Genomic DNA, 13,365 nt, shown 5'->3' with positions numbered 1-13,365 from the left:
TGAGCGCCGGGATGTCCCGAAGTTATTGAAGAAGGTGTGCAATGAGTCTGATCATTTCCATGGCCGCGTTTGCGCTGGCGTCGTCGATCACCCCTGGGCCGGTGAACATCGTTGCACTGAGCTCCGGCGCGCAGTACGGCTTTCGCGCCAGCCAACGGCATGTAGCGGGTGCAACGCTGGGGTTTGTGCTGTTACTGGTGTTGATGGGGTTGGGCCTGCATGAACTGCTAAAACTCTGGCCATCGCTGACACGGGCGGTGCAGTTGTTCGGGGTGGCGTTCCTGTTGTTCATGGCCTGGAAGCTCGCCACTGACGATGGGCGGCTCAGTGCGGGTGATTCAGGGCAAGCGCCGACGATGTTCTACGGCGCGCTGATGCAATGGCTGAACCCGAAAGCCTGGCTGGCCTGTGTCGCGGGGATGGGGGCTTTTGTTGCCGATGGCGAAGCGCAGCTGGTCTGGCAGTTTGCCGCGGTGTATCTGGTGGTCTGCTACCTGTCGGTGGCCTGCTGGGCTTATGCCGGGACCTTTCTGCGACAGTACCTGAGCAATGCCGGCGGCATGCGGTTGTTTAACCGGTTCATGGCGTCGTTGCTGGCGGTGAGTGCGGGTTACTTGCTGTTGCCATAAATCTTGGGCTTCAACCGCGATACTGCCCCGGCGTCGCGGCCAAATGCTGTTTGAACGCTCGCTGAAAATGCGCCTGATCCGAGAACCCGGCTTCCAGTGCCACGTCGGCAATCAACTTGCCTCGACGCAGTTGGCTGCGGGCGAACTGGATGCGATGGTTGACCAGAAACGCGTGGGGCGTCATGCCGTAATGCTGCTTGAAAGTGCGGATCAGGTACGACGCCGACAGATCTGCCGCCTCGCAGATGTCTTCGAGTTTCAGCGACAGGGTGCAGTTGTCGCGGATGTACTCGGCCGCTCGCTCCAGCTTGAGGTTGGGTTCGCGAACGCTCAATTCAGCCGGATTGAGCGTTTGCTGCACTTCAGTAAAAAACGCTACGGCGGCACTGTGTTTTTGCAGCGTCTCCAGCTGTTCGTCGAGCAGTACGTCATACAGATGATTGAGCCCGCTAAACAGTCCGGCGTCGTTGMAGTGGGTGGTTGAAAAGCGCCGAAAGTCCAGCTCTTTGCTGAATCCCAGTTGATGCTGAAGGTCGTTCAACCACGGCGTATCGACATACAGCATGCGATAAGACCAGGGCTGATCGTCAATCGGGTTACAGGCATGGACATCGCCGGGGTTCATCAGCACCACGGTGCCGCTGCCGACTTCAAACGCGGCGTGTTCATGGAGATAGGTGCTGCGCCCGGCGGTGATCGCACCGATGGAAAAAAACTCGTGGGAATGTCGGGCATAACAGACTTCGCGGCCATCGGCGATGGAGCGTGCTTCGATGAAGGGCAGTGCGTCATCGCGCCAGAAGCGAGGGGCTTTGTCGGCATTTTTGGCGATGGCGTGTTTCATCCGCAAGCGTCCTTTGGCAGTTCAGTGGGGGAGTGTATTAGCTCTCGCCATTAAAGGCTCGCTCGAGTGTGGCGACGTCGAGTTTCTTCATCTGCAACATCGCCTGCATGACGCGCTGGGATTTGGCGGTATCCCTGTCGGTCATCATGTCCATCATCACCACGGGCACGATTTGCCAGGACAGGCCGAACTTGTCCTTGAGCCAGCCGCATTGCTGGGCCTGTTTGTCACCACCGGCAGACAGCGCATTCCAGAAGTGGTCGATTTCATACTGGGTATGGCAGTTGACCTGGAACGAGATCGCCTCGTTAAAGCGAAACACCGGGCCGCCATTGAGGGCGGTGAAGGTCTGGCCGTCGAGCACGAAGCTGACGGTCATCACTGAACCCTCGGGCCGGCCATGGAGCTCGAAACCGGCCTTGCCATAGTGAGTGATGGCGGTAATGGTCGAGTGTTCGAACACTGRACAGTAGAACTGTGCAGCGGCTTCGGCCTGATCGTCGAACCACAGGCAGGGCGTGAGTTTTTGAATGCGCGACATGAAGGTTCTCCTCCAGGAATGATCAGGCTGGACTATTAGCGTAGTCAGCCGGTGGTCGTCAGGCGTAACCGTCAATCGACAAGATCAGGGCGTCCATGTATTGGAAGTAGTCATAATGACAATTAATAGGGTCATTTAGACCTGTCGACACTTGAGTCATATTGACCATATAGGCTGCAAAGTACTGTTTTATGGGGCTTTGAAAGCTGGCACGCGACTTGATAGTCGATACGTACAACTGAACCGCTTCAGGAGTACGCCAAAATGTTCGAATTCTTCAGTAACCCTCAGAATGTTCTGCACCTGTCGAGCAAAGGTCCGATCGGCACGGAGGTCTGAGATGCCATCGATCAAGCACGTACCTCTCTGGAGCCTGGGGTTCCGACCGTTCTTCCTCGCAGGCAGCGCCTTTGCCTGTATCGCGCTGGCGGTCTGGGGCTTATGGCTTTACGGACGCTTGCCCGGTGCGCAACCGATGGGCGGGATGTTGGCGTGGCATCGGCATGAAATGCCGTTCGGGTTTGCCGCGGCGATCATTGGTGGTTTCCTGCTGACCGCGGTACCCAACTGGACCGGCCGCCCCGGTTTGTCCGGCTGGCCGCTGCTGGGGTTGCTGTTGGTGTGGCTGGTGGCTCGCCTGGCCTGGCTGATGCCGCTTTCCGCAGCGTGGCTGCTGGCGTTGCAAGTGCCTTTTCTGCCGCTGCTGGCTGTGGGGCTGGGACGCAATCTGATCGCCGCACGCAAGCGTGAGAACTACCCGATTCTGCTGATGATCGGTGTGCTGGCCGGGTGTCAGTTGCTGACCTTGTGGGGCATGGCTCAAGACGACATCGCATTGCAGCGGCGCGGCGTGCTGGCGGCGTTGTGGCTGGTTGCTGCGTTGATGAGCGTGATTGGCGGGCGAGTGATTCCATTCTTCATCCAGCGTGGTTTGAATCGCCCTCAAGGAGCCATTGCGCAGCCACTGCAAACCAAAGTGCTGTTGATCGCCAGCCTGTTGGTGGTGGTGATGATCGGCGCAGGGTTCAACGACACACCGAGGCCTTGGCTGGCGGCGTTGTTTGTGTTGATCAGCGGTTTGCACCTGATTCGTCTGTGGCGCTGGTATGACAACGGCATTTGGCGCGTGCCGCTGCTGTGGTCGTTGTACCTGGCGTATGCCTGGCTGTTGATTGCCGCGTTGGCCATGGCGCAGTGGCAACTGGGCATGATGCCGCAACAAAGCCTCGCCACCCATTCATTGGCAGTCGGTGGTGTTGGCGGGTTGGTGCTGGCGATGATTGCGCGAGTCAGTCTCGGCCATACCGGGCGCCTGTTGCAGCCGCCAAAAGCCGTAGTGCTCGGATTTGGTTTGGTGTTGCTGGCCGGGATCTGTCGGGTCTTTGTCGTGCCTTTCAGCACTCATGGATTGGCCATTTCGGCGTTGTTCTGGTGCGCCGCGTTTGCACTGTTTTTATGGCGCTATACGCGGATCCTGCTGGGGCCGAGGGTGTAAGTCGGTTGATGGTTTGAAACACAGGGCTGCTTCCCAGGAAGTGGCCCTTTTTTGTGACCGGTGGTCGCGCAATTCAAGGCTTCGGGAAAATTGCGCTTAGCTCAATGGATAAACCGAGGCGCGCGTAGGCAGTCGTTGCCACAGTGACGCCATGAAAGGACATCGTGAGTGACTGAGGAGATCGCCGTGCTGACACTCAATATCAATGGCAAAGATCAATCCCTGGACGTGCCCGGTGACATGCCGCTGTTGTGGGTATTGCGCGATGTCGCGCACTTGACCGGTACCAAGTTCGGCTGCGGCATGGCCCAGTGCGGTGCCTGCACGGTGCATGTCGACGGCGCGCCGTTACGCTCCTGCATCACTCCGGCGGCAGCCGTCGCCAGCGGGCAAAAGATCCTCACTATCGAAGGCCTGTCGAGCGACGGTTCGCACCCGGTGCAGCGCGCCTGGGCCGAGATCGACGTGGTGCAATGCGGTTACTGTCAGTCGGGGCAGATCATGTCGGCGGCGGCTTTATTGGCAAAAATCCCGTCGCCGAGCGACAGCGATATCGATCAGGCGCTGTCGGGCAATATCTGTCGGTGCGGGACCTACCCGCGTATTCGTGCGGCGGTCAAACGTGCTGCGCAAATCGGGGAGGCATGACGATGAGCGCGAAGATCGAGACTTCTCGACGGGACTTTTTGAAAAGCAGTGCGGTACTCGGTGCAGGGCTGGTGGTGGCGTTTGTCATTCCGGGAGCCAATCGCTTTGCGCAGGCGGCTTCGACGCCGGACGCGGTGTTCGCCCCCAACGCCTTTTTGCGCATTGCGCCCGATGGCAGCGTGACCATTCTGTTGGGGCACTCCGAAATGGGGCAGGGGATCTGGACCGGCCTGAGCATGTTGATCGCCGAAGAACTGGACGCCGAYTGGWCGAARATYCGCGTCGARCAYGCRCCRGCATCGGCMGCCGAKTATGGYCTGCCRGCSTTTGGCGGSATGCARATCACCGGCGGYTCGACCTCGACCTGGATGGARTTCGAYCGCTAYCGTCAGGCCGGTGCGGCTGCGCGCTTGATGTTGATCGAGGCCGCCGCCAAGCGCTTCAACGTCGCACCCTCGAAGGTCCGAACCGAACCGGGCGTGGTGATCGCCGGCGATCAGCGCGCCACTTATGGTGAGCTGGCCAATGATGCTGGCCAACTGCCGGCGCCCGATCCGGCGTCGATCAAGCTCAAGGACGCCAAGGACTGGAAGATCATCGGCAAACCGACCAAGCGCCTGGATACCCCGGAAAAAATCACCGGCCAGGCGAAGTTCGGCATGGATGTGCAGTTCGACGGATTGCTCACGGCCATGGTCGCGCGCTCGCCGGTGTTTGGTGGCAGTGTCAAATCATTCGATGGCGCAGCGGCATTGGCGCTGCCGGGCGTGCATAAAGTCGTGCAGGTGCCGACAGGTATAGCCGTGGTGGCCGATCATTATTGGGCCGCCAAACTCGGTCGTGATGCGCTGAAAATCGACTGGGACCTGGGGCCCAACGCCGCTCTGGATAGCGACACCTTGCTGCAAAACTTCCGCAAACTGGCCGCGATCCCCGGTACCCCGGCCAGCCAGGCGGGCGACATCAGCGCCGCGTTGAGCAAGGCAGTGAAGACGATTGATGTTGAATACAGCGTTCCCTACCTGGCGCATGCGCCGATGGAGCCGCTCAACTGCACGGTGAAAATCACCCCGGACAAATGCGAGATCTGGACCGGCACCCAATTCCAGACGCTGGACCAAATGATTGCGGCGAAAATCACCGGGCTCAAACCCGAGCAGGTCGAGATTCATACCGAATTCCTTGGAGGCGGTTTTGGTCGTCGAGCCAATCCGACCTCGGACTTTGTCAGTGAAGCGGTGCAAGTCGCCAAGGCGGCCGGCGCGCCAGTGAAAACCGTCTGGTCGCGGGAGGATGACATACGCGGTGGTTACTACCGCTCGGCGTTCCTCCATAAGGCGCGCATTGGCCTGGACGCCAAGGGCATGCCCCAGGCCTGGCAGCACGTGCTGGTCGGGCAGTCGATCATGGACGGCACCTCGTTCGAAGCGACGATGGTCAAGAATGGCGTCGACGCCACCTCGGTCGAAGGCGTGGCCGACAGCCCCTACATCAAGGGCCTGGCCGACCATCTGGTCGATCTGCATTCGCCGAAAACCGGCATCAGCGTGCTGTGGATGCGTTCTGTGGGGCACACGCACACGGCGTTTGTCGTCGAGTCATTGATCGATGAACTGGCCACGGCGGCCGGCAAGGACCCGGTGGAATACCGACGGACCTTGCTCAAGGAGTATCCGCGTCATCTGGGCGTACTGAACCTGGCGGTGGAGAAGGCTAACTGGAAGGCGCCGCTGCCTGCCGGGCACGCATTGGGCGTGGCGGTGCATGCGGCATCGGCGAGACCGGGGTGCCACCGACGGCGCCGGCGGTGGCCAATGCGGTGTTTGCCCTGACCGGGCAACGCTTGCGTGAACTGCCGTTGCAACTGGCGGGGGTGTGAGATGAGGCGGCATCTGTTTCTGGGCGCGCTGCTGTTGCTCGGGGGCGGCGGTTACACCTCTGAGCTGTTTGCCGACGATCAAGCCGCGCTGGCGGCGTTTGCCACGGTGCAGAAGGTGTTCCAGAGCCCGCGTTGCCAGAACTGCCATATCCCCGGTGACGCGCCCTTGCAGTTCGACGCCGGGAAACCGCATGGCATGAACGTGGTTCGCGGCACTGACGGCAAGGGGGCGGCGGGCCTGCCTTGTGCAACCTGCCACGCCGACAGCAATCCGCCAGACAGCTACGGCCCCCACGCGCYACCCGGTGCCCCGCATTGGGGGCTGCCATCGGCTGCACACAAAATGGCCTGGATCGGCTTGCCGGCCGACCGGCTGTGCCAGATGATCAAGGACCGTTCGAGCAACGGCGACCGTGATTTTGCCGCGCTGATCACCCATGTCAGCGACGACAAGCTGGTGCTCTGGGGCTGGAATCCCGGAGGTAACAGGACGCCGGTGCCGGTACCTCACGATATTTTTGTCACCCAGTTCAAACTGTGGGCAGAAGCGGGTGGGCCATGTCCGGTGGCGGGGAGCTAGACGGGATCCGCTTGCAGGCCGGTATGACGCTGAAGGTTACTTGGCGAACAACTGTTCGATGTCCTTGAACGCCTTGAACTCCAGCGCGTTGCCGCACGGGTCGAACAGAAACATCGTCGCCTGTTCGCCCACCAGTCCTTTGAAGCGAATGCCGGGCTCGATCACGAAACGCGTGCCCAGTGATGTGAGCCGTTCGGCCAGGGACTCCCATTCCTCCATCGACAGCACTACGCCGAAATGCGGGACCGGTACGTCGTGACCGTCCACGGCATTGGTGTGGGCGGACTCCTGCGTGGCGGTTTTCGGGTGTTCGTGGATAACCAATTGGTGGCCGAAAAAGTTGAAGTCCACCCAGTGCTCGCTTGAGCGTCCTTCCTCCAGGCCGAACACCTGGCCATAGAAAAGCCGTGCGGCAGCAAGGTCATACACCGGAATGGCCAGATGAAAAGGGGAGAGACGCATGGTGTTCAAGCCTCGATGACAGGGAAGTTGAGCTGATTCTAGTCTTGTGATTTTTGATTAAAAGACGATAATTTTTGCCTCCAGCTCAAATAAAATCGATCAATCGAGGCGCTCATGCTGCGTGAACTGAAAACCTTCATCGCAGTGACTCGCTATGGCACGTTCGCCGCAGCCGGCATGCACATTGGCCTCACGCAATCGGCCGTCAGCGCGCAAATGCGCAACCTGGAGCAGGCGTTGGGTATTCGCCTGTTTGACCGCACCGGGCGTCAGGCCATCCTCAACGCGGCGGGGCAGCGGGCGTTGCCGATGGCCCGGGAAATCCTCGAAACCTTTCAGCGCATGGCCGTCAGTGACGACGTTAGCGAGTTTCGCGGCGAATTGAGGGTCGGCGCTGTGGCGACCGCCCAAACCGGTTTGCTGCCTCAGGCGTTGCTACGTTTGCGGCAGCAGGCGCCGTTGCTCGAGCCAAAACTGGTGCCCGGCGTGTCACTCAACCTGTTGAGTCAGGTTGACGCTGGTGAGCTTGATCTGGCGATCCTGATCAAGCCACCCTTTGAGTTGCCCAAGGAACTGTCGGCCCAGGTGATCCGGCAGGAGCCTTTTGTGTTGATCGTGCCGCCGGACCTTGAAGGCGAGGATCCGTTGCAGATACTCAGCACGCATCCGCAGGTGCGTTATGACCGCAACTCGTTCGGTGGCCGGCTGGTGACAGGCTTTCTGCGCGAGCAGCAGATCGAGGTCAAAGTCGCGCTGGAGCTGGATGAGCTGGAGGCGATCGTGAAAATGGTCGAGTGCGGGCTTGGGGTGGCGTTGATTCCCCGGGCGGGGCTTTGGCTGGACTATGGCGCAAAGGTCAGGATCATCTCGCTGGGTGAACTGACGTTCTATCGGGAGATCGTGCTGTTGCTGTCAGTACGCTATCGCGAGCAGGCTCGCTCCCACAGTGGTTCGTGGTGGGGCTGAAATGACCGGCACAAAAAACCCGCCAATCGGCGGGTTTCTTGTTAACGCGCGAAGATCACTCTTCGATGTTGCCCATGGCGGTGGTGTTGAAGCCGCCGTCCACATACATGATTTCGCCGCTGATGCCGGACGCCAGGTCCGAGCACAGGAAGGCGCCGGCATTGCCGACTTCGTCGATGGTGACATTGCGACGCAGCGGCGTTTGCGCTTCGTTGGCGGCCAGCATTTTACGGAAGTTCTTGATGCCGGAAGCGGCCAGGGTGCGGATCGGGCCAGCCGATACGGCGTTGACGCKGGTGCCTTCCGGGCCCAGGGAGCCGGCCAGGTAACGCACGCCAGCTTCCAGCGAAGCCTTGGCCATGCCCATCACGTTGTAGTTCGGCATGGTGCGCTCGGCGCCCAGGTACGACAGGGTCAGCAGGCTGCCATTGCGGCCTTTCATCATTTCGCGGCCCGCTTTGGCCAGGGCCACGAAGCTGTAGGCGCTGATGTCGTGAGCGATGCGGAAACCTTCACGGGTGGTGGCTTCGGTGAAGTCGCCGTCCAGTTGGTCGCCCGGAGCGAAGCCAACGGAGTGCACGATGCAGTCCAGGCCGTCCCATTTTTTGCTCAGCTCTTCGAAGACCTTGGCGATTTCTTCATCGCTGGCCACATCGCACGGGAAGCACAGCTCAGGGCTCGAACCCCAGCCTTGTGCGAACTCTTCGACACGACCCTTGAGTTTGTCGTTCTGATAAGTGAAGGCAAGCTCAGCGCCCTCGCGATGCATGGCGGCAGCGATGCCGGATGCGATGGACAGCTTGCTGGCGACACCGACGATCAGTACGCGCTTACCGGCGAGAAAACCCATGTGTTGCTCCTCTTTCAGGTTATTGCGCAGTGGCTGGTGCCAGGAAAGCGGCCTCCAGCAACTGCTGTGTATAAGGATGTTGCGGTGCGGCAAAGATACCTTGCGCATCACCTTGTTCGACCACTTGGCCGTGCTTGATCACCATCAACTGGTGACTCAGTGCTTTAACCACCGCCAGGTCATGGCTGATGAACAGATACGTCAGGTTGTACTTGCTTTGCAGTGAGCGCAGCAGTTCAACCACCTGGCGTTGCACGGTGCGGTCGAGGGCCGAGGTTGGCTCGTCCAGCAAGATCAACGCCGGTTTCAGCACCAGGGCCCGGGCAATGGCGATTCTCTGCCGTTGTCCGCCGGAAAACTCATGGGGATAGCGGTGCCGGGTTGCCGGATCCAGACCGACTTCCTTGAGCACCGCGATAATCGCCAGTTCCTGCTCGGTCTCTGTACCGATCCGGTGTATCCGCAGGCCTTCGCCAACGATCTGGCTCACGCTCATCCGTGGGCTCAGGCTACCGAAGGGGTCCTGAAAGACCACCTGCATTTCCCGCCGCAGCGGCCTTACCTGTTGCTGCGACAGGCAGTCCAACGACTTGCCTTCAAAACGAATCGCGCCTTTGCTGGCAATCAACCGCAAAATCGCCAGCCCCAGTGTGGACTTGCCCGAACCGCTCTCGCCAACGATGCCCAGGGTCTGTCCCTGAGGCAGGCTGAAGTTGATTCCGTCCACCGCTTTGACGTAATCGACGGTATTGCGCAAAAAGCCTTTTTTGATCGGGAACCAGACTTTCAGGTCCTCGACTTGCAGCAATGGCGGGCCGATGACATTGGTTGCCGGGTTGCCACGAGGTTCCGCTGCCAGCAGCTCCCGGGTGTAAGGATGCTGCGGCGCGCGGAACAACTCCTCGCACGACGCCTGTTCGACGATGCACCCCTTTTGCATGACACATACGCGATGCGCGACTCTTTGGACCAGGTTCAAATCGTGGCTGATCAGCAGCAGGGCCATGCCCAGGCGGGCCTGCAGCTCCTTGAGCAGTTCGAGGATTTTCAGCTGAACCGTCACGTCCAGCGCGGTGGTCGGTTCGTCGGCGATCAGCAGTTCCGGTTCGTTGGCCAGGGCCATGGCGATCATCACGCGCTGACGCTGGCCACCGGACAATTCGTGGGGCAGGGCCCTGAGCCGTTTGCGCGGCTCGGGAATCCCCACCAGTTCCAGCAGCTCCAGGGTGCGCTGGGTCGCGACCTTGCCGGTCAGGCCTTTGTGAATCCCCAGCACCTCGTTGATCTGTTTCTCGATCGAGTGCAGCGGGTTCAGCGAGGTCATTGGCTCTTGAAAGATCATTGCAATCCGGTTGCCACGAATGTGCCGGATGGTTTTCTCTTTCAGCGACAGCAGGTCATGCCCTGAGTAGTTGATGGTGCCGGTGGGGTGGCGCGCCAAGGGGTAGGGCAGCAGGCGCAGGATCGAGTGCGCCGTCACCGATTTGCCGGAGCCGCTTTCGCCGACCAGCGCCAGGGTTTCACCGCGCTTGATGTCGAAGCTGACGCCTTCTACCACCCGTTGCGCGTGCTCACCGACCACAAACTCGACAGAGAGGTTGCGCACTTCGATCAGATTGTCCTGATTCATTTCACTTCCTCGGGTCGAAGGCATCGCGAGCGGACTCGCCGATAAACACCAGCAAACTCAACATCAGCGCCAGCACCGCAAAGGCGCTCATGCCCAGCCACGGCGCTTGCAGGTTGGATTTGCCCTGAGCCACCAGTTCACCCAGCGATGCACTGCCTGCCGGCAGGCCGAAGCCGAGGAAGTCCAGCGCGGTCAGGGTGCCGATGGCGCCCGTGAGGATGAACGGCATGAAGGTCATGGTCGAGACCATGGCGTTGGGCAGGATGTGCTGGAACATGATTGCGCCGTTCTGCATCCCCAGCGCCCGGGCGGCGCGCACGTATTCCAGGTTACGCCCACGCAGGAACTCGGCGCGGACCACGTCGACCAGGCTCATCCAGGAAAACAGCAGCATGATCCCCAGCAGCCACCAGAAGTTTGGCTGCACGAAACTGGCGAGGATGATCAACAGGTACAGCACCGGTAAACCCGACCAGATCTCCAAAAAGCGCTGTCCGGCCAGATCGACCCAGCCGCCATAGAAACCCTGCAAGGCGCCGGCAATCACGCCGATGATCGAACTGAGAATGGTCAGCGTCAGCGCAAACAGCACCGACACCCGGAAGCCGTAAATCACCCGCGCCAGCACGTCGCGGCCCTGGTCGTCGGTGCCCAGCAGGTTGTCTGCCGAGGGCGGTGCCGGGGCCGGGACTTTCAGGTCGTAGTTGATGCTTTGGTAACTGAACGGGATTGGCGCCCACAAAGTCCAGGCGTCCTTGGCCTTGAGCAGTTCGCGGATGTACGGGCTCTTGTAGTTGGCTTCCAGCGGGAATTCGCCGCCGAAGGTGGTTTCCGGGTAACGCTTGAGTGCCGGGAAATACCATTGGCCGTCGTAATGCACCGCCAGCGGCTTGTCGTTGGCGATCAGCTCGGCACCGAGGCTCGCGCCAAACAGGATCAAAAACAGCCACAGCGACCACCAGCCGCGCTTGTTGGCCTTGAACCGCTCGAAACGTCGGCGATTGAGAGGGGACAGGTTCATCTCAATGCTCCCGGTGTTCGAAGTCGATCCGTGGATCGACCAGGGTGTAGGTGAGGTCGCCGATCAGCTTCACCACCAGCCCCAGCAGGGTGAAGATGAACAGGGTGCCGAACACCACCGGGTAGTCACGGTTGATCGCCGCTTCAAAACTCATCAAGCCCATGCCGTCGAGCGAGAAGATCACTTCCACCAGCAATGAGCCGGTGAAGAAAATCCCGATGAAGGCCGAAGGGAAGCCGGCGATCACCAGCAGCATGGCGTTGCGAAACACATGGCCATACAGCACGCGGTGCCGGGTCAGGCCCTTGGCCTTGGCGGTGACGACGTACTGTTTGTTGATCTCGTCGAGGAAGCTGTTTTTGGTCAACAGGGTCATGGTTGCGAAGTTACCGATCACCAGTGCCGTCACCGGCAGCGCGATGTGCCAGAAGTAATCGCGGACCTTGCCCATCCAGCTCAATTCACTGAAGTTGTTCGAGGTCAGGCCGCGCAGGGGGAACCAGTCCAGGTAGCTGCCGCCGGCAAACACCACGATCAGCAGGATCGCAAACAGGAACGCCGGGATCGCGTAACCGACGATGATCGCCGAACTGGTCCACACGTCGAAGTGGCTGCCGTGCCGGGTGGCCTTGGCGATCCCCAGCGGGATCGACACCAGGTACATGATCAGCGTGCTCCAGAGCCCGAGGGAGATCGACACCGGCATCTTTTCCTTGATCAGGTCGATGACCTTGGCGTCCCGGAAGAAGCTGTCGCCGAAATCCAGGGTGGCGTAGTTCTTGATCATGATCCACAAGCGTTCCGGCGCCGACTTGTCGAAGCCGTACATGTGCTCGATTTCCTTGACCAGCGCCGGGTCCAGGCCCTGGGCGCYGCGATAGCTGGAACCGGCCACCGACACTTCGGCACCGCCGCCGGCAATGCGGCTGGTAGCGCCTTCGAAGCCTTCGAGCTTGGCGATCATCTGTTCCACCGGGCCACCGGGGGCGGCCTGGATGATCACGAAGTTGATCAGCAGAATGCCGAACAGGGTTGGAATGATCAGCAACAGTCGCCGAAAAATATACGCCAGCATCTTATTGCTCCATGCCCGCAGGATCGGCTTGTTCTTTGGTCAGCACTTCGATCGCAGGTTTAGCATCGGGTTTGACCCACCAGGTGGAAATGCCCACGTCATTGGTCGGAGGGACTTTCGGGTGGCCAATGTGATTCCAGTACGCCACGCGCCAGGTCTTGATGTGCCAGTTGGGGATCACGTAATAGCCCCATTGCAACACCCTGTCGAGCGCCCGGGCATGGGCCACCAGGCTTTTGCGCGAGTCGGCGTTGATCAGCTCTTCGACCAGTTCATCGACTACCGGGTCTTTCAGGCCCATGTAGTTGCGGCTGCCGGGTTTGTCGGCGCTTTCGGACTTCCAGAATTCGCGCTGCTCGTTACCCGGTGAGCTGGACTGCGGGAAGCTGCCAACCACCATGTCGAAGTCGCGCGAGCGCACGCGGTTGATGTACTGCGACACGTCGACCCGACGAATCACCAGGTCAATCCCCAGGTCGCTCATGTTGCGTTTGAACGGCAACAGCACCCGCTCGAATTCGGTCTGCGCCAGCAGGAATTCGATGCTTACCGGTTTGCCATTGGTATCGACCATCTTGTCGTCGACGATTCGCCAGCCGGCTTCTTGCAACAGTTGATAGGCCTTGCGCTGTTGGGCACGGATCATTCCGCTGCCGTCACAGACGGAGTTCTGGAACGCTTCGCTGAAGACCTGATCGGGGATCTTGCCCCGGAATGGATCGAGGATCGCCAGTTGATCCTGGTC

General features: G+C 60.2%; 13 protein-coding genes and 1 pseudogene. 6 read left to right on the top strand and 8 right to left on the bottom strand.

The genetic code is table 11. The features are described 5' to 3' along the window. Positions 1–41: 41 nt before the first annotated feature. A complete protein-coding gene (locus tag AC1DH9_RS10160) occupies positions 42–629 on the top strand; it encodes a LysE family translocator (protein WP_054597111.1) in 588 nt (195 codons plus the stop codon). A 10-nt stretch (positions 630–639) separates the two neighbouring features. On the opposite strand, the gene AC1DH9_RS10155 is transcribed toward AC1DH9_RS10160, so the two are convergent. Then, entirely contained in the window at positions 640–1,473 is an 834-nt protein-coding gene (locus tag AC1DH9_RS10155; RefSeq protein WP_477808121.1) for an AraC family ligand binding domain-containing protein, read from the bottom strand. Between the two features lie 37 nt (positions 1,474–1,510). Then, on the bottom strand, positions 1,511–2,014 hold the full coding sequence (locus tag AC1DH9_RS10150) for a VOC family protein (RefSeq protein ID WP_477808120.1): 504 nt from the start codon (positions 2,012–2,014) through the stop codon (positions 1,511–1,513). 340 nt (positions 2,015–2,354) lie between these two features. Here AC1DH9_RS10150 and AC1DH9_RS10145 point away from each other — a divergent pair, with 340 nt between their 5' ends. From AC1DH9_RS10145 to AC1DH9_RS10130, 4 genes and pseudogenes are all read left to right on the top strand, one after another. Beyond that, complete coding sequence (locus AC1DH9_RS10145; protein WP_427544860.1) at positions 2,355–3,509, top strand: NnrS family protein; 1,155 nt, start codon at positions 2,355–2,357, stop codon at positions 3,507–3,509. 186 nt (positions 3,510–3,695) lie between these two features. After that, positions 3,696–4,157 carry a (2Fe-2S)-binding protein gene (locus AC1DH9_RS10140; protein WP_427544934.1) on the top strand — a complete coding sequence of 154 codons (462 nt, stop codon included), beginning with the start codon at positions 3,696–3,698 and terminating at the stop codon, positions 4,155–4,157. Between the two features lie 2 nt (positions 4,158–4,159). Then, a pseudogene (locus AC1DH9_RS10135) lies at positions 4,160–6,036 on the top strand (xanthine dehydrogenase family protein molybdopterin-binding subunit). Between the two features lies 1 nt (position 6,037). Further along, positions 6,038–6,616, top strand: coding sequence for a hypothetical protein (locus AC1DH9_RS10130; RefSeq protein WP_477808119.1), 579 nt, complete (start codon positions 6,038–6,040; stop codon positions 6,614–6,616). A gap of 36 nt (positions 6,617–6,652) precedes the next feature. Here AC1DH9_RS10130 and AC1DH9_RS10125 read toward each other — a convergent pair whose 3' ends face one another. Then, the gene (locus AC1DH9_RS10125; RefSeq protein WP_427544854.1) at positions 6,653–7,078 is read right to left on the bottom strand and encodes a VOC family protein; all 426 of its coding nucleotides are present in this window, start codon (positions 7,076–7,078) and stop codon (positions 6,653–6,655) included. A 114-nt stretch (positions 7,079–7,192) separates the two neighbouring features. Here AC1DH9_RS10125 and AC1DH9_RS10120 point away from each other — a divergent pair, with 114 nt between their 5' ends. Further along, positions 7,193–8,044: a LysR family transcriptional regulator gene (locus AC1DH9_RS10120; protein WP_477808118.1), complete on the top strand. Its 852-nt coding sequence runs from the start codon at positions 7,193–7,195 to the stop codon at positions 8,042–8,044. Positions 8,045–8,099: 55 nt separating this feature from the next. Here the strand turns inward: AC1DH9_RS10120 and fabI are convergent, their stop codons facing one another. The 5 genes from fabI to AC1DH9_RS10095 all read right to left on the bottom strand — a co-directional run. Further along, positions 8,100–8,894, bottom strand: a complete 795-nt coding sequence (fabI, locus tag AC1DH9_RS10115) for an enoyl-ACP reductase FabI (RefSeq protein WP_477808117.1) — start codon at positions 8,892–8,894, stop codon at positions 8,100–8,102. A 19-nt stretch (positions 8,895–8,913) separates the two neighbouring features. Further along, positions 8,914–10,524, bottom strand: a complete 1,611-nt coding sequence (locus tag AC1DH9_RS10110) for an ABC transporter ATP-binding protein (protein WP_429538696.1) — start codon at positions 10,522–10,524, stop codon at positions 8,914–8,916. A gap of 1 nt (position 10,525) precedes the next feature. After that, positions 10,526–11,545 carry an ABC transporter permease gene (locus AC1DH9_RS10105; RefSeq protein ID WP_054597120.1) on the bottom strand — a complete coding sequence of 340 codons (1,020 nt, stop codon included), beginning with the start codon at positions 11,543–11,545 and terminating at the stop codon, positions 10,526–10,528. A 1-nt stretch (position 11,546) separates the two neighbouring features. Then, entirely contained in the window at positions 11,547–12,620 is a 1,074-nt protein-coding gene (locus AC1DH9_RS10100; RefSeq protein WP_477808116.1) for a microcin C ABC transporter permease YejB, read from the bottom strand. A gap of 1 nt (position 12,621) precedes the next feature. Then, the coding region (locus tag AC1DH9_RS10095; RefSeq protein ID WP_477808115.1) for an ABC transporter substrate-binding protein at positions 12,622–13,365 on the bottom strand (744 nt) is incomplete at its 5' end.

Source organism: Pseudomonas sp. 05T35, assembly GCF_056396605.1.
Note: the sequence above shows the minus strand (reverse complement) of the source record. Positions and strands in the feature narration are given on the sequence as shown.